We start from the raw sequence: 21,558 nt of genomic DNA, 5'->3' as shown, positions 1-21,558 counted from the left end.
CTCGCAGCCCTTAATTAATCAAAAACGACTTCTGGATTCATGTCTGCTGGTGATTTCCAATCGATTCCGTACTCTGCTTTTAAAATACGTTTCTTCTCAGCCCAGAATCGCTCGGCAAAGGCTGCGTCTCTTGGTTCGTTCGCCAGGTTTTCGTCTGCTTTTCGACCGGCGTCTGCAATCAGTTGTTCATATTTCGGAGCAAATTCTTTTAAATCGTGCTTGATTTCCCCTGGATTCTTCCCCAGGTTCAGCCTTATTTGAACTTCCCGAACTAGCTTAGGAAAAACAAAGGCAACATAGCGATCGCGATACTTCTCACTTTGACTGACATCATCTGGCGTTTTTTGGAGTCCTAGTCTCGCCCCGACTCCTAATAAGGTTAGGCTTAATAAAATTCCTAGAATAACCTTTGAGGATTTCATCAACTAACTCTCCTAAATTAGGGAATGCCCAACATCTTAGCATCAGAACTAAAGATGTCTATCCGCTCATTTTCATCTGGATAAAGTAGAGGATGCACGCTTGCGATCGCGCGGTTCTAGTCCGGTTTAAATCTTGCAGCGAGAGATTAAAAATTGCGAACCGCCACAATTCGGCGCTATCGGGATTACTCTCAAATAATTTAGCTTCCGTTAGATAGTCAGAAGCCGAGTTGACTTCCAAAATGAGTCTATAAAAGCGAAATAATTTAGCAATATAAATTTTGAAAGTATTACTAATCTAATGAGTTTCGATTTTATTTTTAGGGATATAAAATTAGTCGTTGCTTCGCAAGCGACGCCGAGAAAACAAAGGAACAGAAATAGATGAATTCACGACGGATCTAAATCTTTTGACGATTCAGGTTGAAGAAGCGCGATCGCTGAAATTCTCTCTTTTTGCATACGCCTTTTGGCTTGTGAATATGCTAAAAAAAACCAGCCACTCGCGGCGACTGGTCAAGCTTGCTGTGTTGGGAGGAGGAAAACCTGATGCCAAGACGAAAAAGCTATGCAATTATCCCGTAGATAGCCAACCTGCGTCTCGATACACTAAGTCGTCCCTTGTTAAGGAATGTAACACATTTTTTTCAAAAGCTGCAATATTTATTTACAAACAGTCATTTGTGCGTGTGCCAACTTGTGCATTAAATGCCGAACAAAATAATGTAAGTTCCCCAAGCCGCAGCTAAACAGGCAATAATCGTTGACCAGATAGGGTGCCGACTGAGACTGGTAATGCCGCCTTGGGTTCGTAGGGTTTCTAAGTCAATCCAGGGAGTCGCGCCTCGCCGAAACCATCCAGTTGCAGTGACTTGCCGATTTACGAAGTCGCTGGGACGAGTGGACAAGGGTAAAAGATTACCAATAGAACCCAGCTGAGAGCAATAATGTAACTTAACCAAGCCGGTGTCGGTTTGCAAGATTAAATCCTGTCCCAGCCAGTTGCTAATCCCTTGACGCCCCAAGAGTTTTCCTTGCAGACGCACCGGCTGACTATCCACAGGTAAAGCATCGATCCGAGTCGATAAATCGGATAGGTTGGGGTTCGTTTGCAGAGTGGAAGCTTTGATATCTGGAAAGAAGGGATTGATCCGCAAAAAGGTGCCAATGCTAAAACCTATCGGCAGACAACCGACGAGGATCGTCCAGTAATCGTCGAGTATCCAAGCGAGTTGCCGGATTCCCAACCAGCTGCCAATCCACCCCAACAGCCAGAACAAGCACCCCAAGGCTAAACCAGACAAAATGCCAAAGAAGGGGGCACCTTGTAACCAAAGTTTTGACTTCTTAGTTTTGAGCGAAGATGCTCGAATCCGCTGTTCGGACATTTGAGTGAAGTCAAGTTCTGTCTCTAGTTTCCAGTGGCGGGCGTAGAGGCATAACAAGTACAGGCGATCGCCCATTAAAGGATGGCTGTTGTTGATGACCATCCACTGGCGATGGGGGTTGAGATAGCCCCATTGCAACAGGGATTCCCAAGGCGTCTGGGAGGGAAAGCTGCCCAAGCTGATGGCTTGCCGATATCCCACTGGCGTCAGTAAATCAAAGCCTTCCAAAAGCCAGCGGGTAGACTGGTGTTTTTGGATATCAGCAGCAATGCCACGGGTAACTTTCAATAAAGCGCGGGAGAAGGCATTTGGGTTGCCAGTGATATCTGCCGCTATGCGATCGCTATAGATAATTCGCAGCCGCGACAGCCACAAACCGATAAAGCAAACTAGCCAAAATAAGCCGTAACTCAAAGCCGAAACAACCACCGCTGGAATCTTTAGCAGGGGGCTTTGTAAGCGGTCTCCCCACTGCGCGACTTGTCGGTACAAGGTGTAAGGAATCTGGGCGATTAGCATGATGAGGGACATCACTGCCAAATTCAATCCCAACGGTAAACAAGCCAGGGCAATCCACCAACAAGTCCAAGCCCAGTCTGAGTTCCTCAACAGGCTAAAAAAGCCTCCAATCAGGAACATTATGGTTGCCATCACCAAACCGACCAACTTGTTTTGGACAATGTGCCCCAACTCGCTGGCATAGACTGTGGCGATTTCATCCTCTGCCAGTTGATCTAAGAGTCCTTGACTGACCACAATTCGGGCAGTGCGAGGCAGATTTCCATAAGTGAGTGCGACTGGGGCGCTGATGGGTAAGATCCGCAAAGTCGGCACGGGCAAACGGCGCTGTCCGCAATAGCGGGGTAGCATCTTGGCGGCTTCCGGGCTGGATTTAGACAGCGCTGACAGCGACAGCGGTTGCATCTTCTCAAATTGCTTGAGGAAGAAGTCTAGTAGCCAGGGAGACAGACACGCTAGCAGAACCAACACGGTCACGATAGGCCAAGTCGGGTCTTCGTAAAAAGCTGGGATAGGCTGCAAAAATGGCAGGTTGATGAGGAAGTTGTTCGTCGTCGTCATCAAGAACTGCACGAAAACGCGAATTACCCAAAAAAGCGCGATCGCCGTCCCTGCTTGAAGCACCCACAGACGTTCTGGTTTCACTGCTGGCATTGCTCGCCATCCTTTGGCGCGTCCTGCTTGACGCCAGCCAATACTACTGGTCGATTCTAGAATTTTCTCATCTGTGGGCGTCTCAGATGGCGTTTCAGATGGCGTCCCAGAAATGGCCCCTGTGTCTGCTGCTGTATCTGGCGCAATCGGTGCTTCTGTCGGGGCAGCTACTTCTGCCTCTAGGTTGCTTTCCGCTTCTTTCCCTTTGTCCTGTACTAGGGGTGAGGTGGAGGGTATTGCCTTTTGTACCGGCTTACGGTTCGCCCTGACGCTTTCGGAGGCAGGTTGAGCGGCTTTTGCCTCCTGTGCGGGTGAAGTGGCAGGCGTTTGCAAGGGGACAAATCCGGTCGCGTCTAGCGCAGGCGACACGGATGGTTGAGGCTTTTGGGGCGGTTGGTCTAAGGGAACAAATCCGGTGACATCTGACGCCGGCGCAGCCCCTTTTGTGGGTGAAGTAGCAGGCGTTTGTAAGGGGACAAACCCGGTCGCCTCCGAAGTTTGGGGAGGGGAAGGCGTTTTTTGAAGTTGAGGATAACGATTGACCAAATTAGCCAAATTCCGCTCTCCCCAGTCCTTCACCTTGGGGTATTTGCTTTGACTGAGGGTTTGACAAAGCGATCGCGCTTTGTCGATTTCGCCAGTGCGTTCATAGGCAACCACCAGCCCCATCTGAGCGCGAAGGACTGTCTTTTGACTCAACTCAAACTCGCAAACGCCTTCTAGGTGGGCGATCGCATCTGGATAATTTCCCTGTTTCAGGGCTGCTAGACCAGCTTCCAGAGAGGGATTAGGAACAGAAGCCATAAAAATTCAACAGCACTCGGCTTCCTTCCAAGATACCCTCACTTCAGCGATCGCCTATCATTCAGCCAATTTTGAATTTTCAACCGCAGATGGCTACCCGTTTCAGTTGGATTCACCAATTAAAGTAAAAGCCGCCCAGTCTCTAGGGTCGGGGTGGTGTTTCATGGTTGTCAGCATCGCTTGCCGCAATGCTTGGGAGCGATCGGGGTTGAGCTGGAGATTTTTGTAAAACTCGGTCATTAAAGAGGCTGTTGGTGCATCGGGAACCGACCACAAAGAGACAATGACACTCGGAATACCCGCACTAATAAATGAACGTGATAAGCCAATCACGCCATCCCCGGTAATTTTGCCTCGTCCAGTGTCGCAAGCACTCAAAACGACTAATTCTGCATTGAGCTTCAGGTTTAAGATTTCAGAAGCCGTGAGTAAACCCTCATCTGAACTGGATGGAGCCAAAGCGATCGCACTGTTCAATCCCTGGATATCATCAAATATCCCATGTGTTGCCAGATGGATAATTCGGGCAGAAGGCAATGCTTGCGCGATCGCGGCTTTAGTCGCTTGCTTCCCTGTAATCGCCTGAGTCTTGAGCAGTTTAGCAATCTCTTTAGCTTCCTGTTCCGCCCCCGACAAATTCGATAACTGCTCGGCGGGTTCTCCAGGGTTCAGCACCACCTTAGGCATCGTGGGATTGCCGACTATCAACGCATTCTTGCTAGAAAAAGTCCGTGTATCCCCCAAAACCCGTTTTGTGCGCTGATGGGTTAAATCCAGCATTTGAATTGAGGGAGCCGTCAGAATGGTATGTTTTTCTATCAGGTATTTGCCAGAAGCATCTTGGAGAGCTGGAAATGGCGCGAGGAACAGCGCATCTTGTGGGATAAAAATCACGCGAGCATTTGGATCAACAGGTAGCTCTTCCGCAATGGGTTCAATCAGCAGTTGATGGAGTTGCTGTAATCGTTTGGTCGGGCTTTCTTCCTCTATCAGTTCCGCTACAATACCGCCACCGCGCCCCCTTACCCCTATAGATTCACGGGTATTGGCTACGAGGTCTTGTAGAGAAAGATTCTGTTTCTGCCATAGTGGTTTGAGGTCACTGCGACGAAACGTTACTTCACCTGTGGGTTTGATGACCCAAATATAGAGTTCTGATTCTAGGTTTTTTTCTTTCCCTTGAACTTTGAAATTATCGTAAATAATCGAATATTCAACAAGGGTTGCATTTTGTTCCTTGGCAACTTTTTTAATCAGTTCAATATTGGGCGGAGTAATGCTAAATTGCTCTTTCGGGTTAGGAGATAATCGAGAAGCCAGTAATTCCACAAAAGCCCGCGCCCTGCCCCGTTCGGCAATTTCCAGTGCTTCATTAGTTTTGTTCTGAACAATTAAAACTTCTTGTAGTAGGCGGTAAGTACGAGCTTGCCTTTCAAAAATGGAAACTTTATTAGCATCTTCTAACTTAATTCGTAAATCTTCCCAAATTTTGATAGCCTCACGGAGGTATTTTTCGGCTTCTGTGACCTTGCCAGCTTGACGCAGAGCATTAGCAAGATTATTCAAAGCATTGGCTTCACCTTCCTTGTCTTCCTGTTGCCGTGCTTTTTCTAAACTTGAGGAGTGTAGAGCGATCGCCTTTGCCGCATCACCAAGGGTTAAGTAAGTATTTCCCAAACCTGCCAGGGCTTCAATCGGTCTTACTTCTGATGCTTCTTTATAATATTGAAGGGCTTTGTTATAGTCACCCAAGGACTGGTAAATTTGGGCCAAACTGACTTTATCTTCTGCTACGCCAGCACCGTTTCTCTCAGCTTGGTCAATAGTTAAGGCTTGCAAATAATCTTGAATTGCCTGTTCAGCGTTGCCTTGAGAGTTGTAAGCATTGCCTCGACTTCGTAAAATCTGTGCTTGGCTTTTTGGGTTTGGATTCTGCTCTAAGATTTTGAGTGCATTATTGTAAGACTGAATGGCTTTGTCATAGTCAGCCAAGGAATTGTAAACAGTTCCCAGTTTTGAGAGATTCTTTACCTGCTTTTCTAGGTAATTGAATTCTTTAGCAATAGGTAAGGCTTGGGAATAGGACTTAATGGAATTGGCATAGTCGCTGAGGCAATAGTAAGCATTGCCCAATTTTTGCAGAATATAAGCTTCATTCTCCTTATCACCAATTTCTCGGTAAATCTTTAGTGCTTGTTGCCAAGGAGATAATGCCAAGGCACAATTTGGAGCATAAAATTCTAAATCCCTCAGTCTGTCTGCTTTCGCTTTCGGGGAATAAGGGGGTGCAGTCAAACTCAAAGTGGCTAACAGCTTACCAGAGGTGTTCCACATACGGGCGGTGCCGTCATTTGATGCAGTGATAATGCGCTGTCCATCTGGACTAAAATTGGCACTGTTAACCCATCCTTGATGACCTTTAAGTTCTGCTACTAGATTGCCAGAAGTATCCCAGACACGGGCGATTTTGTCCTGAGATGCGGTAACAATCATCTTGCCATCTGCACTAAAAATGGCGTTGTTAACACTGGTTTTATGCTTTGTAAATTCGGCAAGCAGTTTGCCGGATAAATCCCACACACGGACGATGCCGTCACGGGGAGCGAATTGTTCAGTGTCTTCAGAGAAAAAAACTTTTTGTGTACCGGATGCGGTAACAATAAGCTTGCCATCCGGGCTAAAACTAGCGCTTTCGACTTCTTCCTGATGTCCAGCGAGAAGGGCTAACTGTTTCCCAGATAAATCCCACACACGCGCGGTTTGGTCTACAGATGCAGTGATAATCAGCTTGCCATCTGGACTAAAACTGGCACTGCGGACCCAGCCTGAATGTCCTTTGAGTTCTACTAATAACTTGCCAGAAATGTCCCATAAACGGGCATTGTCACCACCAGTGACAATTCGCTGTCCATCTGGGCTAAAACTGGCACCGATGACCCACTCCTGATTGGCTTTGAGTATTGCCAGTTGGTTGCCAGACAAATCCCATACGCGGGTGGTTTTGTCATGAGATGCGGTAACAATTAACTTGCCATCTGGGCTAAAACTGGCACTCGTTACGCTCAATTCATGACCTTTGAGTTCTGCTAACAGCTTGCCAGAGGTATCCCACACGCGCCCAATACCTTCACTAGATGCAGTAACAATCCGCTGTCCATCTGGGCTAAAACTGGCATCGTCGATCCACCCCTGATTAACTTTGAGTTCCGCTAACAGCTTGCCAGATAAATCCCACAACCGGGCATTGCCATCAACAGTGACAATCCGCTGTCCATCTGGGCTAAAACTGGCTACCCTTACTGGGCGCTGATTTCCTTGGAAGTTTGCTAGCAGTTTGCCAGAGGTATCCCATACGCGGGCAGTGCCGTCATCAGATGCGGTAACAATCAGCTTGCCATCTGGACTAAAGTTGGCACTCCTCAAACTCGAAGCAAAATCTTGGAGTTCCAGCAGCAATTTGCCAGAAGTATCCCATACACGAACAGTTGCGTCATTAAATGACTCAGATTTGGTAACAATCAGTTTGCCATCCGGACTAAAGCTTGCACGGTTGCTGTCAAGGTTGCCGCCGAAGATATCCTGATGCACTTTAAGTTCTGCTAAAAGCTTGCCGGAGGTATCCCACACGCGGGCAGTGCTGCGATTAGATGCGGTAACAATGCGTTCGCCATCTGGACTAAAACTGGCACTATCAATAGTGCTATTCTGATATCCTTGGACTTCTGCTAGCAACTTGCCAGAAATGTCCCACACACGGGCAATGTTGTTGTTGGATGTTGTCACAACAAGCTTTCCGTCTGGGCTAAAGTTGGCTTTAACAAATAATTTCCTACTCTCCTTGAGTCTAGCTAGCAACTGACCAGACAAATTCCATACACCGGCTGTTCCGTCATCGGATGCAGTGACTATTAGTTTGCCATCGGGACTAAAGTTGGCACTTCTGATACTTCCCTGATGTCCTTTTAATTCGATTAGGGAATTACCAGATAAATCCCAAATACGGGCAGTACCGTCATCGGATGCAGTGACTATTAGTTTGCCATTGGGACTAAAGTTGGCACTTCTGATACTTCCCTGATGTCCTTTTAATTCGATTAGGAGATTACCAGACAAATTCCATACACGGGCAGTACCGTTATCGGATGCAGTAACAATTAGCTTACCGTCTGGACTAAAACTGGCGCTGTTGACAAAATAAGAATACCCTTTAATTTCGACCAGCAGCTTACCGGACATGGCCCACACACAGGCAGTGCCGTCAGTGGAGACGCTGAGAACATGCTGTTTGTCCGGGCTAAAACTGGCACTACTACTGGTTTTTCTGAAGACTATCTCTCGTTGGGTTTTTGGCTTATCAGAATCAGGTGTTTCAAGCTGCTGAAGTTGGGTTAGCAGTTTGTCAGACAAGTACCACACACGGGCAGTGCCGTCACCAGATGCAGTGATAATCCGCTTGCCATCTGGACTAAAACTGGCGCTTTTGACGGAATCCTGATGTCCTTTGAGTTCTGCAAGCAACTTGCCAGAAATATCCCATACACGAGCGGTTCCGTCATAGGATGCGGTGACAATCAGTTTGCCATCGGGGCTAAAACTTGCACTGTTGACATAGCCCTGACGCCCTTTGAGTTCTGCAAGCAACTTGCCGGAAATGTCCCACACATGGGCGGTTTTGTCCAAAGATGCAGTAACAATCAGTTTGCCGTCTGGGCTAAAACTTGCACTGTTGATACCACTCTGATGCTCTGTGAGTTCTGTGAATAACTCACCAGAAATATCCCACACAGAGGCAGTACTGCTGAACGAACCTGTCATAACAATCAGCTTGCCATCTGGACTAAACCTCACCTGACCAATACCAGACGACCTTTTGAACTCTGCGAGTAACTTGCCAGAAGTATTCCACACACGGGCAGTGCCGTCATCAGATGCGGTGACAATCCGCCGTCCATCTGGACTAAAATTGGTAATGTAAATTGCGCCAGAATGCCCTTTAAGTTCTGCGAGCAACTTGCCAGAAGTATCCCACACACGGGCAGTTCCATCATCTGACGGGGTAACTATCAGCTTGCCATCCGGGCTAAAATTGACACTCCAGAAACTGTTTTGAAGTCCTTTGAATTCTGAGAGCAACTTGCCAGAAGTATCCCACACATGGGCAGTCCCATCAGATGATGCAGTAACAATCAGCTTGCTATCCGGACTAAAACTGGCACTGTTGACAGCGCCCTGATGCCCTTTCAGTTTCACCAGTTGCTTGCGTGACAAGTCCCACACACGAGCCGTTTCGTCAGTAGATGCGGTGACAATCAACTGTCCATCTTGGCTAAAGCTGGCACTGCTAACATTGGCTGAATGCCCTCGTAGTTCAGTTAGCAACTTGCTGGAGGTATCCCACACACGAGCGGAGCTGTCACTAGATGCGGTAACAATCCACTTTCCATCTGGGCTAAAAGTGGCACTGTTGACACCGCCCTCATGCTGTTGGAGTTTACCTACCAAATTGCCCGAGGACTCCCACACCAAGGCAGTTCTATCAACAGATACGGTGACAATTCGCTGTCCATCGGCGCTAAAACTAGCACTTAAGACACTGTCAGTATGCCCCTGTAGAGACGCGATTAATCGCGTCTCTACGCCAGAGGTATCCCAGATACGGGCAGTTTTGTCATCAGAAGCGGTAACAATCCGCTTCCCATCCGGACTAAAACTCGCACTCCAAACCGTATCAGTATGCCCTTGTAGAGACGCGATTAATCGCGTCTCTACGCCGGACAAATCCCAGACACGGGCAGTTTTGTCAGCAGATGCGGTGACTAGACGTTTGCCATCTGGACTAAAACTCGCACTGTAGACACTGCCTGAATGTCCTTTGATTTGCAGCAGTAACTTGCCCGAGGTGTCCCACACGCGAACCGTTTTGTCAGCACCTGCGGTGACGATACGTCCTCCATCGGGACTAAAACTGGCACTATAAACATTGCCTTGATGCCCAGTAAGTTCCGCTAGCTGTTTGCCCGACAAATCCCACACACGGGCAGTACCGTCAAACGATGCGGTGACAATGCGCTGTCCATCAGGACTAAAACTGGCACTCCTGACACTCGCTGAATGCCCCCACAGTTCCACTATCTGCTTGCCAGAAATATCCCACACCCTCGCGGTGCCGTCAGTTCCTGCGGTGACAATCAACTTCCCATCCAGGCTAAAACTAGCGCTGTTGACACTTCCTTCATGCCCTTTGAGTTGAGCTTCTTGTGCGAAGTAATCAATAAAGCTGCCTGATACAGCAGGTTTGGCGGCGGGATTTTGGTCTAATTTCTGGTTATGGGGGGTTTGCGCGATCGCCTTCATATCGAATATGACTGGAAAATTGACAGGCAATGGGGTTGAGACACTGAAGGCGAACCAGGGGAGAAAAAATAGACCAATTCTTTGGAGACGCATAAATCTCAATGAGGACAGTGCGATCGCGATTATCTACTGGACACATATCTCTCACAATTTGGCACTTATGTAATTTGATCTTTAGTTTTTTGCCAGAAACTGGGTTTCTCAAAGAATTGCCCGTGCAAACTGGATTGAGAAGGGAGCGATCGCCCTCTTGACAACCAAATCTGGCGCTAGACTGGACAGTGTTGCCAAGAGTCCAACCCTATGTCGTATCCAGATAAACCCCTCACTTATCCCACTAGCCAAAAAGTCGATCAAGTTGATGACTATCACGGGACAAAGGTATCTGACCCTTACCGTTGGCTAGAAGATCCGGACTCGGATGAAACTAAGGCTTGGGTTGAGGCTCAAAATCAAGTTACTTTTAGCTATTTAAATGAAATTCCGGTTCGGGAAAAAATTAAGCAGCGGCTAACCGAACTGTGGGACTACGAAAAATACAGTCTTCCCTTTAAAGAAGGCGATCGCTATTTTTACTTCAAAAACGACGGCTTGCAAAATCAAAGCGTTCTCTATACATTAACGTCTCTGGATGGCGAGCCAAAAGTTTTGCTAGATCCCAACAAGCTTTCAGAAGATGGCACCATTGCTCTGTCGGGGATTGCGATTAGCGAAGATGGGAATTTGATGGCGTATGGTTTATCTACCTCTGGTTCAGATTGGCAAGAATGGAAGGTACGCGACGTTGAGACGGGCGAAGACCTTTCCGATCATCTCAAGTGGATTAAATTCTCTGGCGCGTCTTGGACTAAAGACAACCAAGGCTTTTTCTATAGCCGCTACGATGAACCGAACGAAACAACCAAATTAGAAGACGTTAATTACTATCAAAAACTTTTCTACCATCAGCTGGGTAAGCCACAGTCCGAGGATGTCCTGGTTTATCAGCGCCCTGATCAAAAAGAATGGGGATTTAGCGGTGGCGTTACCGAAGATGGACGTTATCTGATTATCAGCGTTTGGAAGGGAACTGACCCCAAAAATCTGATTTTCTATAAAGATTTAACCGATCCAAACGCTGAAGTTATAGAACTCATTAGTGAGTTTGAAGCTAGCTATAGTTTTATCGACAATGATGGCTCAATCTTCTGGTTTCGCACTGACTTAGATGCGCCTCGCGGTCGCGCGATCGCAATTGATACCTTCAATCTTCCCTCCTCTCCAGTAAGTAAAGAGGAATGGCAAGAAATCATCCCGCAGGCGGAAGAAGTCCTTGAAGGTGTGGGTCTACTCAATAATCAGTTTGTGACTGAATATCTAAAAGATGCCCGGACTCAGATTAAAATCTTTGAGCTGAACGGCTCCTTTGTGCGGGAAGTTGAGTTACCGGGAATTGGTTCGGCTGGAGGTTTTGGCGGTAAACGCTACGATACGGAAACTTTCTATAGCTTCACCAGTTTTACCACACCTGCCACTATTTACCGCTACGACATGGTTAGTGGTGAAAGTACAATTTTTCGTCAACCGAAAGTTGATTTCAACCCTGATGATTACAAGACAAAGCAGATATTTTATCGCAGCAAAGATGGCACCCATCTGCCCATGTTTATCACCTACAAAAAAGGGCTGCAACTAGATGGAAGTAACCCTACTTATCTCTATGGCTACGGCGGTTTTAACGTCTCCCTGACGCCTAGTTTCTCGGTTGGCAATCTGGTGTGGATGGAGATGGGCGGGGTCTATGCTGTCCCCAATTTGCGCGGCGGCGGCGAGTATGGAGAGGAGTGGCACCAGGGCGGCACGAAGCTAAATAAGCAAAATGTCTTTGATGATTTCATCGCGGCGGCGGAGTGGCTAATTGCTAACGGCTATACAACCCCGGAAAAACTTGCTATCGGCGGCGGCAGTAATGGGGGATTGTTGGTGGGTGCGTGTATGACTCAGCGCCCGGATTTATTCGGTGCGGCGTTGCCAGCGGTGGGAGTGATGGATATGCTGCGCTTCCATAAATTCACGATTGGCTGGGCTTGGACTTCGGATTATGGTTCTCCGGAAAACCCGGAGGAGTTCAACGCGCTTTATGCCTATTCGCCGCTGCACAACCTCAAGCCTGGGACATCTTATCCAGCCACGATGATTACAACAGCGGATCATGACGATCGGGTGGTGCCTGCCCACAGTTTCAAGTTTGCTGCCGCTTTGCAAGCAGCTCATACAGGTGTTGCACCCGTATTAATTAGAATTGAGACTAAAGCAGGACATGGGGCTGGGAAGCCAACGACTAAGATTATTGAGGAAGTTGCGGATCGGTGGGCTTTCCTGGTGCGGGAGGTGTTCGCGTAGCGGCGCGGATGCGCGAGAGCGATCGCTCAACTCAAATCGATTGCTATCTCACTCAATCATCAGTCATTATCTGCCTGGTTTGAAGAGCAAATCCAAGGAGCAATCCCCTATCAAACATCGCCAAAAAAGATAAGTTCCATGAATCTAAAATCAGCCCAGCGTTATCAACAATCGGCGGTCATCCCCTATCGCATCAAAAACGGAAAAATCGAAGTTTTGTTGATCACTTCCTCAACAGGAAAACGCTGGGTGATTCCTAAAGGAATGATTGAGCCGTTTATGACCCCGCAAACTTCGGCAGCCAAAGAAGCCTGGGAAGAGGCGGGAATCATCGGTCAGGTGCTACCGACTTTGATGGGGACTTACGAGTATCAAAAAGGGGGAGGCACCTGCCAGGTTGAGGTATTTTTAATGCAGGTGAAAACGGTGCTGGAAGTTTGGCCCGAAGCTAGCTTTAGAAAGCGACAGTGGGTGAGTGTGAAACAAGCAGTTAAGCGCGTTGAGGAAGCCGAACTCAAACGCATTTTCATGACTTTCGCCAATACCTTATTCACTCTACAATCACCTCTCGAATAGCCTGAATCGTTGATGGGGCTACAAGTGTAGGTATTTTTCAGGAATCTTTGAAAATCGCGGCTTCTGCTAAAACTGAGTAGAGCGATCGCTCTTGTTGATGCACGCGATCGCTCTACTCCCATCGCTCAATATTTAGTCGCTAGACGAGAAGTAAGCGAAGTTATGCCAGATCGAAAACAACCCAATGGTTGCCGTAAAATGCTGCGGCGCACTTTTTTATTTTTAGTAGGTTTGGCACTTGCTCAATTTTTAACCGAATTCTTCTCAATTCCCCAAAACCGCTCCAATTTTGCTAGTCTCGTTCGTCAGTTATGGGAGAAAGCGATCGCTTTCTGGGAGTCTCAAAACGGAGTCGCTCAAAACCCTTTACCTAGCAGTACGCCAACACCAATAAGCAGCGTTTCTCCTGAGCCTTTACCTTCGCCAACTCCAAAAACCAGCGCCACGCCTAAACCATCTCAACCGTCCTCCAAAACCAAAGTAAATCCCGCTGTTGCCAAGGGAAAACCCGTGCAAGTTACCCAAAAAACAGTGGCTGGGGTGTCTTTTTATCAAACCACGATTGACCTCTCTGACCCAGAAACTTTCATCACTCTGGGCTTAGCAAATAATGCGACTTATGCCAACGGGCCAACGGTGAGCAATGGTGATGAACCTTTTGCCAAGTTGGTAGCGCGTCAGAAGGCTGCTGTGGTAGCCAATGGCACCTTTTTTGATAAAAGTAACCAGAAGTGGGTGATGGGTAACATGGTGGCGGCTGGCAGGTTTCTTAAATACAGCCGCTGGGAAAATTATGGGACTACCTTGGGGATTAAAGCAGGTAATCAATTAGAAATGATTACCGCCCGAACAGAAGGACAGCCGAATTGGGATCAACACTGGTTTTCAATTACTTGCGGACCAAGACTGATTAAACAAGGAAAAATTTCTATCTCGCCGCAATCAGAAGGCTTTGCCGATCCTCATGTTCTCGGTGTAGGATATCGGACTGCGATTGGGTTTCCAGCGAATCGAAAACAGTTATTTTTAATTTCTTTTCTTGCTAGTCTATCTTTACAACAAGAAGCCAACATTATGAAAGCGATTGGCTGTATTGAAGCAATGAATTTGGATGGTGGTGCTTCAGAAGCTTTAGCCCATAATGGAAGAATTTTACTTCCCGCAGGACGGAACCTGACGAATGTAATTGTTGTTTATGACACTAATTATCCTGCTCCTTCAGCTTTGAAAACATCTTGGCAACGCTTTCAAGCAGGCGATCGCCCCTCGATTCCTTTATAGCCGTCCCAAATGATTCGTGAAGGAGAGATTACCCGACTTCTCCAGGAAGTCGGGGATCTGAAGCACTAGCATCTCACCCCTAAAATAGGATTGCTTTATCAGCTTCCTCTTTAGATTTATCTTTTGAACAGCGTTAAGCATTCGCAGAGAGAAAAGGAATACTCTCAGCAAGCGGATCGTTAACACTTATCCCTTGTTTACTTGCCCAATACTCACTTAAAAAGTGAATTTGTCTCAAGCCAACAATTAGATTTAAACCTGGTACAAAAATCCACCAGACAATCAGTGGTTCTTTCATCCCAGCTTCGCTGTAGAGTTCGTTTACAGTTTTATAGAGTCTGAACTGCACAATGTAAATCCAGGCAATTCCCAGCAAGGAAAACCAACCAAACCAGCCAGGAACATCAGGATCGAATATACGCAACAATTGGGGAACTGCTATCCCCAAAACAAAAGGCGCTAAGCATAAAGTTCCTGACCAACCATAACCTTTGTAGCGACGTAATTCTTCTTGAATTATCCACTTATACCAACCGTAATACAGCATCAGGGTAATAATCGATAAAAGAATCACTTGCCAGAGGGGACGGGGTTTTCCTAGAGGCTTACTAGACATATTGACGGCTGAAGTGCTAAAGTTTTGCTCTATTATTTACATTTATTAATATACAGCAAACACCTCGCTAACGCCGCCTCTAATCTCACCCGTTTGTTCCACTTATCGGCAAAACTTTGGGCAATCCATAGAGAGCCTTTTTGGTTTGCTCTAACCTGTTGCTACTTTTTATTAGCAGTTCATTCTCTAATTGTCGCTTATTATCAGCTTTGATTAAAGCATCCATCGCTTCATAATATAAATCGTGATCGTAAGCAATCAATATCAAATCGGCTCCGGCATTCAGCGCCTTGACAGTAGCATTTCTCAAACCATCTTGACTGTTGTAAACTGCATACATACAAAAATCGTCAGTGATTAAAACCCCATCCTGTTGCCAATCATTTCTAATCATGCTAATTACTTTCTGGGAAAAGGAGACGGGATGTTTAGCATCTACCGCCATCAATTTAGCATGACCCAACATTGTAAAAGCCTGAGAATTACTCATTAATGTCCGGAAGGGTACCCAATCATCCTGCGCTAATTCATTCACGGAAGTATGCAATTCTGCACTTTCAAGATGGGTGTCGGTCTCTACTCTTCCCAATCCCGGAAAATGCTTAATCGTACATCTAACCCCATTAGCTTCTAACGTCTGACAATATAATAAAGCAAATTTTTCAACGACTTTTTTATCAGATGAAATAGCTCGCTTATAAATCTTAGAAAATTTATCGTTTGGATTAATCACTCCTTTGTTTAAATCCACCACAGGGGCAAAATTTAGATTGATTCCAATTGTAGATAGCTCACTTGCCTGAATTTTGGCATACTTGATGACTTTATCTTTCGCTTGTTCTAGATTTGCCGACTCAGAAATTACTTTTGATAATTGAGGTAATTGGGTTAGAGGGGGAGATAATCGAGATACTACACCCCCTTCTTGATCGGTCGTTATCCATAAAGGAGATAAACCTTGACTGCGGCGAATCTCCTGCAAAGCATTAATTTCTTGCTTGATATCTTCTTGGTTTTTATTTCTAATATTTCTGGTTGTGAGAAATATACCGCCTATGGCTTTTTTAGAAACTAGCTTCTTTACTTCATTTAAGTCTCGGTAGCCAATAATAAAGTGCTGACCCAGCTTTTCTATTTGGGATGGGTTGGCGTGGAATAAACTTTGTTTCAGTAAATTGAATCTTATTTCAACTGTTAAAGCTGTAAAAAGACTTAGGCAAGCAATCACTAGGAGTGTTTTATTCAGGAATTTTTTTTTAAGCTTCGAGAGAGTAAAGGCTTTGATTTCAGTAAAAATCAAAGCTAAATTGATTGCGATTAAACCTAAAAATAAATAAAACTTTATGCTTGGGAGGAAAGGCGCTTTTAAATTAAAGGCAAGGAATAGAAGTGCGATCGCTAAAAATACTTTAAGTATTTTAAGTAAATTAACCATTTAAACAGAAAAGAAAAACTAGACATAGTTTGACGATTATTTATCTTGATTGAGCGATCGCTCAATCAGTTCCCGAATCGCTTGGGCGGTGGCGGGTGCGAGTAAAACGCCGTTGCGATAATGACCTGTGGCGAGAAGAACATTGCTGTAACCGGGCAGAAGACCGATAACAGGGGCGGGGCGTCCTTCGGGGCGGGGACGCAATCCCGACCAAGTTTTAAGGATTGTGGCTTCTTCTAGACTTGGGCAAAAAGCGATCGCTTGCGCCATGACTTCATCCAGATGGGCGGCATCTGCCACTATCTCATCCCCATTATTGGGAAACTCCACCGTCGCACCAACCCAGTATTCTGTGTCCGTTACGGGCACAATGTGGACATCATTGCCTGTAATTGTCGGCTGGAAATCTGCGCGCCCCATTGGCTGCGCTAGGCGCAAGTGCAACGCTTGTCCCAATACCGGGCGGATATCAATCGGTTGTTTTAAAGACGCTGTGAGTGGGGTGGAACCAAGCCCCGCTGCCACAATTAACCAATCAACATCAACTTGCCCTGCGGTTGTTTGAATGTGGCGAATGTCCGTCTTTGTTGCTTCCTCTTCTAAGACGGTGACGCCAAATTTAAAGGTAACGCCGTTGCGTTGAGCAGCATCAACCAGCGCTAAAGTCAGAGCAACCGGGTCGAGTTGCCGATCTTGGGGAGAATAAATCGCGCCGATTATCTCATGACTCAACTGAGGACAGCGAGACTGGAGTTGGGCGGCGTCCCAAATTTCCAGGTGCCAGCCTTGAGTGTGGCGAATTTCTACCAGTTTTTCCCAACGAGATAAATCTTCACCGGCAAAGCAGAGCATCAGAATTCCCTGGCGGTTGAAGGGGATCTGACGGTCTAAAAGCGCTTCTAGCTCTGGAATCAGGGTTTCATAGCGCTGGATGCTAGCCTGCCGCATTTTCCAGGCATTGCCCTTAATTTTGTGACTGATCGCGCCCATCAAGACGCCCAATGCAGCGCCAGTGGCGGCTTGTGCGGGTGGTTGCTTGTCCAAGACTGTAATTGTTAGCCCTGGAATTAGACTGAGTTCATAAGCGATCGCAGCCCCAACAACGCCGCATCCAATAATTACAACCTGACTCATCTGAGAGCGCATCAGAAAGAGCGCATGAGAAATGGGTAATCGGTAACGGGGTAATCGGTAATGACGATCAGCCCTGAATTCTGAGTCAGTAGCAACGAACTCATGACAAATGACCCAGGACTAATAATTTTTTCCCAATTACCCCTTAATTGGCTATGCCTTCGGAATCAAGTTCATAAAGGCGTCGAACTCTTGCAATACAGAGCGGAAATTTGTCACCGCTTGCTGATAATCCGCCTCTTTCGCAGCCTGATCGATTCTGACCAGATCGCTGAACAAATCTTTTGCTGCTTGACGCGCCGCCTGTTTGTCCTTAGGAGCCAAGCTATCCGCCACACGGTTCATATTCCGTCGCAAATCTCCTAGTGGCCCGTGAATAAATGTACCCACATCTACCCATCGCCGTTGTTGGATGAAGGTTTGCAATGTGTTAAGGCGATCGCGCTGTTCTTGAATTCCCGGAAGCGATTGCTGAATCTGCTCAATCTGAGCCGCCGTGTAAGTAGGAGCCGATTTCGTTGCCGCAGTTGCACTACCGCAACTAATCATAAATGTGGCTACCACTGCCAAAATTAAACCCAAAATAGACCGATAACGTGCCATCATGCTATTTTTTGAAACCATGAATCAAATTTCCCCTGTTATTTTAGAGAAAAATCGGGAAAACGCGAGAGGAGAAGAGAAAAAGAGATGATATCACCCATTATCCAATTGCCTGACGACGCAGAAACCCTTGAATCGCATCGCTGACTTTGTCCGACCAATGGTCTTGAGGATAATGCCCGACTTCTTCCATCTTCATGATTTCTGCCCTCTGGATGGAACTCGCCAGCTGTTGCGCTTGAGTGAAGGGAAGCCAGGGGTCTTTCATCCCCCAGGCAATTAAAGTTGGCTGCGTCCAGCTTTGAAAACCGGATTCTATTTCTGCCATCGACTGCTGAAGCTGGAGATTCCGCACGGTGTACAGGAGACTTCGCCCCGCATCCGAACTTTTGAGGTAGGGACGGCGGTAAACGTCTAAATCCTTATCTGGGATGACGTAACGGCTACCACCTTCTAAGGTTCTGTCCACCAAGAGCGGGTCTTGCGTCATCATATCGCCGACAAAAGGCAGACCCAATTGTTGAATCTTCCAAGGCAGCTTGGCAGTCGTTGCCACAGGTGTATTGAGGATAACCAAGCGCTCGATTTGGCCTGGATGACGCAGAGCGTACTGGAGTCCCACAGAACCCAAAAATCCCTGAACAACCAGATAGAATCGCTCGATTTCTAGGTGTTGGATGAATTCTGCTAGTGCGTTGATGAAGGTATCGGGTGTATACGCAAAGTCCCGCCGCTCTGGTTTCGCCGAGAAGCCAAAACCAATCCAGTCAGGCGCGATCGCTCTATACCCTTTCTCTGCTAATCCGGGCATTACCCCGCTCCAGCTATAACTCTGCGACGGCAACCCGTGCAGCAGCAGAACTGGCAGGTTATCACTTCTACCAATCGGATTCTCTTCCCGGTAAAACCATTCCAAGGAACCGATCTTGATTAATTGCTCATTGGTTGACACTATCTTTGCCTGCACATCTCCCGGTTGCTTGAGCTTACCGCAAAAGCGGGAATCTCCGGCAAAGCAAGTCAAGTTTTAATTTTAGTATCCTGGTTAAAATTGCATCTACAATTCCGCTGTTGAAATATTAGAATTTCAAGGATTTCATGATAATTTAGCAATTTTTTCTGGTATATTATTAGGAGTTTATATTTATTTTTTACTCAATTCTTTATAATGGAAATTTAAGGGCAAGTTCAAAAAACGCACATATTTCCATTATTTGAACATACCTTAAAAAATAGCACTTGTATAGTATCCAGATTTACCATTCTTATCGCGTCAATGAATAAACTTAAAGAAAGATGCTCTACCAAGTTGCGAAATAGAGAACATCCTGTTATATTTAAACGCCAAAACAACTGAAAACGCGCAAGTTTAGGGGAACCCAAGCGAAGTGAATGCAGCTGAACAGGCCACAAACATACAAGTCGCTAGTAAGATTGCTGCTGTTGTCAATCTCTACAAATCTGAGTTTCCTGATGCAAGAGCAGATTTAAAACCTTGGGCAAACGACCCGGATACTAGAGAGTTAGTCGATCCGGATTCAATTGATATCGGCTTCCATTTTCCTGGCAGAAGTCGCTTATTTCAAAGCCGCAGCATCTTGGTACAGATTCGCTTTTACGAAGACCCTGTGACTGGGATTCGCCGTGCTATCGGTGTCGAATTAGCAGGTTTTGACCATAAAGGCAAACAGTGGTTACTCTCGACCGTAGAGGAGTGGCAGTTTGTCGGGGAATCCCAGCCAGTGCCTGAAGTAGGAGAAAAGCTGAAGCACTTTTGTCGGCAAATATTTGAACTGTTCAACAGCGAAGAAATCGCTTAAGTCGAATGGGTAATCCCTAGGGAATTACTCGATGACTTGGGTTGTCTGAGCAATGACTACCGGCTTGCCTTCAAATTCGGCTTCCATTTTCTTCTTGACATTTAAATCATTCGTTAAGTTGTACTCTTTCTCAAAATCAGCCAGGACGAATTTACGAACTTGCCCTGTCACCGTAACATTCTTACCTTCAGCGATCGGAACTGTGGCAGAAACTGCATTCAAAACCAACACTTTTTCGCCACTGAATATTTTGTCGTCTTCTAACTGAAACGCTTTGGGACCAATAATTTCTTCAACTTCGCCACTGACCGTTACTGTTTGACCGATCAGTTGATCCGTGTTTTGAGCAACTTTTTCAACGGCTGTGGTAGGTTCAGGGGCAGGCGCTTCTTTCTGGACAGCTACGCAACCAGGAAGAAGCATGGCAAGCAGCGCTAATGCGATCGCGCCGCCACTGTTCCAAAATCCTTCGGAAAAGCTCTTTGTTCTATCGGCAACCCGATTATTCGTAAATCTCTTGTTCATTGCCCAAATCTCCTAAATCTACTTCGCAGCTAGTCGCTACAGCAGTAGATAACCCCCCGATCAAACCTTGATAAAGCTTTTTTCCCGCCCTTGTTAAATCACCGCACCAAGCCAGCAATTGCAAAACCAAGCCACCAACTTTTAAGCGGCGACTTTTCGCAACAGGACAGCGATAGCTTAGTATTATTTTAAAAACGAAAACTACTGCCTAGCGTCTACCTGGGGAAGGAAAGCTTTGGCGAGAGTATCCCAATGCTTCCCCTCTACTTTTAGGGTGTTGCCTTGTTTGGGCGATCGCTTTCAGTTTTCTACTGAATGTTTTTGTGAGTTCTTATTCCGTAACGCATCCCGTAGAACAAAAACTAACTGGATAACTAGATTGATAAGTGGAAGAACGCTTGCCAAAAATAGTGTAACGGTTATCGCGGATTTGTTCGTAAGTGCGATCGCCCATCCACTTCACCCCTGGTAAAGCTCGATATGCATCCACAAATACGCTGCCCATTGGCAACAATCGCCCAATTTCTTCTGCTGCATCACTTCCCTGCCACCGTCTCTCAGGCGTATCGGCATCAATCAAGATCATTCCCATTTCACAATCTTGGGATGTAATTCCAAAGTGCTTGAGGGCTTCTATATCTTGCATCGGGATGTACTGAAACATCTGCCCCTTATCTAAACCTTCCAGCAGTTGCACAAGAGTGACGCAGAGATTACAGTTGCCGTCATAAATTACGTGGTAAGTCATTGAGTTAACGGATTTTTTTATAAATAATTTGAGACATATTTTCGGAGCGTATATCTAAGATGTAGAGTTGATTTAACCTCAATGACTCAACATCTGAATAAGGAAGATAAGTAGCTGGGACTAATTAAATATAAGATGGCATAAAGCCCCTAAACGAAGTTTTCCATTATTTATGCCTGCTCCTATTCGGATTATCTTAAGCGAAGCAGAGGACTCAATGTTAAGCGAGTTGCGAGTTGCTCAAACCGTGCCGCAACGGACGCGCGACCGCGCCCACATGATCCGCTTAAATGCACA

15 protein-coding genes are annotated in these 21,558 nt (G+C 46.4%); 4 read left to right on the top strand and 11 right to left on the bottom strand.

Features of this window, described 5'->3' with window-relative positions; translation table 11 throughout:
* Positions 1-14: 14 nt before the first annotated feature.
* The 4 genes from NC994_RS20560 to NC994_RS20545 all read right to left on the bottom strand — a co-directional run bounded on the left by NC994_RS20560 (position 15) and on the right by NC994_RS20545 (position 10,234).
* Entirely contained in the window at positions 15-422 is a 408-nt protein-coding gene (locus NC994_RS20560; RefSeq protein WP_190437280.1) for a hypothetical protein, read from the bottom strand.
* A 58-nt stretch (positions 423-480) separates the two neighbouring features.
* A complete protein-coding gene (locus NC994_RS20555) occupies positions 481-663 on the bottom strand; it encodes a hypothetical protein (RefSeq protein WP_190437278.1) in 183 nt (60 codons plus the stop codon).
* A 463-nt stretch (positions 664-1,126) separates the two neighbouring features.
* On the bottom strand, positions 1,127-3,787 hold the full coding sequence (locus NC994_RS20550) for a zinc metalloprotease HtpX (RefSeq protein ID WP_190437276.1): 2,661 nt from the start codon (positions 3,785-3,787) through the stop codon (positions 1,127-1,129).
* A gap of 102 nt (positions 3,788-3,889) precedes the next feature.
* Positions 3,890-10,234 carry a CHAT domain-containing protein gene (locus NC994_RS20545; protein ID WP_199299685.1) on the bottom strand — a complete coding sequence of 2,115 codons (6,345 nt, stop codon included), beginning with the start codon at positions 10,232-10,234 and terminating at the stop codon, positions 3,890-3,892.
* Positions 10,235-10,444: 210 nt separating this feature from the next.
* On the opposite strand from NC994_RS20545, the gene NC994_RS20540 reads away from it, so the two are divergent.
* The 3 genes from NC994_RS20540 (at position 10,445) to NC994_RS20530 (ending at position 14,380) form a co-directional block, all read left to right on the top strand.
* On the top strand, positions 10,445-12,523 hold the full coding sequence (locus NC994_RS20540; protein WP_190437274.1) for a prolyl oligopeptidase family serine peptidase: 2,079 nt from the start codon (positions 10,445-10,447) through the stop codon (positions 12,521-12,523).
* Positions 12,524-12,661: 138 nt separating this feature from the next.
* Positions 12,662-13,099: an NUDIX hydrolase gene (locus NC994_RS20535; protein ID WP_190437272.1), complete on the top strand. Its 438-nt coding sequence runs from the start codon at positions 12,662-12,664 to the stop codon at positions 13,097-13,099.
* A gap of 162 nt (positions 13,100-13,261) precedes the next feature.
* Entirely contained in the window at positions 13,262-14,380 is a 1,119-nt protein-coding gene (locus NC994_RS20530) for a phosphodiester glycosidase family protein (RefSeq protein WP_190437269.1), read from the top strand.
* 133 nt (positions 14,381-14,513) lie between these two features.
* On the opposite strand, the gene NC994_RS20525 is transcribed toward NC994_RS20530, so the two are convergent.
* The 5 genes from NC994_RS20525 to NC994_RS20505 all read right to left on the bottom strand — a co-directional run bounded on the left by NC994_RS20525 (position 14,514) and on the right by NC994_RS20505 (position 19,120).
* A complete protein-coding gene (locus NC994_RS20525) occupies positions 14,514-14,996 on the bottom strand; it encodes a hypothetical protein (RefSeq protein ID WP_190437266.1) in 483 nt (160 codons plus the stop codon).
* Between the two features lie 85 nt (positions 14,997-15,081).
* Positions 15,082-16,431 (bottom strand): glycoside hydrolase family 3 protein, encoded by a 1,350-nt coding sequence (locus NC994_RS20520; protein ID WP_190437263.1) that lies wholly within the window; start codon positions 16,429-16,431, stop codon positions 15,082-15,084.
* A gap of 36 nt (positions 16,432-16,467) precedes the next feature.
* Positions 16,468-17,565: an FAD-dependent oxidoreductase gene (locus NC994_RS20515; protein ID WP_190437260.1), complete on the bottom strand. Its 1,098-nt coding sequence runs from the start codon at positions 17,563-17,565 to the stop codon at positions 16,468-16,470.
* A gap of 153 nt (positions 17,566-17,718) precedes the next feature.
* Positions 17,719-18,189, bottom strand: coding sequence for a photosystem II protein PsbQ (gene psbQ / locus NC994_RS20510; RefSeq protein WP_242029085.1), 471 nt, complete (start codon positions 18,187-18,189; stop codon positions 17,719-17,721).
* Positions 18,190-18,268: 79 nt separating this feature from the next.
* Positions 18,269-19,120: an alpha/beta fold hydrolase gene (locus NC994_RS20505; RefSeq protein WP_190429709.1), complete on the bottom strand. Its 852-nt coding sequence runs from the start codon at positions 19,118-19,120 to the stop codon at positions 18,269-18,271.
* A gap of 436 nt (positions 19,121-19,556) precedes the next feature.
* On the opposite strand from NC994_RS20505, the gene NC994_RS20500 reads away from it, so the two are divergent.
* Positions 19,557-19,988: a hypothetical protein gene (locus NC994_RS20500; RefSeq protein WP_190411960.1), complete on the top strand. Its 432-nt coding sequence runs from the start codon at positions 19,557-19,559 to the stop codon at positions 19,986-19,988.
* A gap of 24 nt (positions 19,989-20,012) precedes the next feature.
* On the opposite strand, the gene NC994_RS20495 is transcribed toward NC994_RS20500, so the two are convergent.
* The gene (locus NC994_RS20495) at positions 20,013-20,513 is read right to left on the bottom strand and encodes a hypothetical protein (protein ID WP_190437258.1); all 501 of its coding nucleotides are present in this window, start codon (positions 20,511-20,513) and stop codon (positions 20,013-20,015) included.
* A gap of 331 nt (positions 20,514-20,844) precedes the next feature.
* Positions 20,845-21,261: a DCC1-like thiol-disulfide oxidoreductase family protein gene (locus tag NC994_RS20490; RefSeq protein ID WP_190437255.1), complete on the bottom strand. Its 417-nt coding sequence runs from the start codon at positions 21,259-21,261 to the stop codon at positions 20,845-20,847.
* Between the last annotated feature and the right edge of the window lie 297 nt (positions 21,262-21,558).

Origin of the sequence: Trichocoleus sp. AS-A1, from assembly GCF_039962015.1 — a bacterium.
Lineage (GTDB): Bacteria > Cyanobacteriota > Cyanobacteriia > Cyanobacteriales > FACHB-T130 > FACHB-T130.
Note: the sequence above shows the minus strand (reverse complement) of the source record. Positions and strands in the feature narration are given on the sequence as shown.

Coding starts and splice junctions, on each gene's coding strand:
- NC994_RS20540 (WP_190437274.1), top strand. CDS start 10,445: ATGTCGTATCCAGATAAACCCCTCACTTATCCCACTAGCCAAAAAGTC.
- NC994_RS20530 (WP_190437269.1), top strand. CDS start 13,262: ATGCCAGATCGAAAACAACCCAATGGTTGCCGTAAAATGCTGCGGCGC.
- NC994_RS20520 (WP_190437263.1), bottom strand. CDS start 16,431: ATGGTTAATTTACTTAAAATACTTAAAGTATTTTTAGCGATCGCACTT.
- NC994_RS20495 (WP_190437258.1), bottom strand. CDS start 20,513: ATGAACAAGAGATTTACGAATAATCGGGTTGCCGATAGAACAAAGAGC.
- NC994_RS20535 (WP_190437272.1), top strand. CDS start 12,662: ATGAATCTAAAATCAGCCCAGCGTTATCAACAATCGGCGGTCATCCCC.
- NC994_RS20525 (WP_190437266.1), bottom strand. CDS start 14,996: ATGTCTAGTAAGCCTCTAGGAAAACCCCGTCCCCTCTGGCAAGTGATT.
- NC994_RS20490 (WP_190437255.1), bottom strand. CDS start 21,261: ATGACTTACCACGTAATTTATGACGGCAACTGTAATCTCTGCGTCACT.
- NC994_RS20560 (WP_190437280.1), bottom strand. CDS start 422: ATGAAATCCTCAAAGGTTATTCTAGGAATTTTATTAAGCCTAACCTTA.
- NC994_RS20515 (WP_190437260.1), bottom strand. CDS start 17,565: ATGAGTCAGGTTGTAATTATTGGATGCGGCGTTGTTGGGGCTGCGATC.
- NC994_RS20550 (WP_190437276.1), bottom strand. CDS start 3,787: ATGGCTTCTGTTCCTAATCCCTCTCTGGAAGCTGGTCTAGCAGCCCTG.
- psbQ (WP_242029085.1), bottom strand. CDS start 18,189: ATGGTTTCAAAAAATAGCATGATGGCACGTTATCGGTCTATTTTGGGT.
- NC994_RS20545 (WP_199299685.1), bottom strand. CDS start 10,234: ATGCGTCTCCAAAGAATTGGTCTATTTTTTCTCCCCTGGTTCGCCTTC.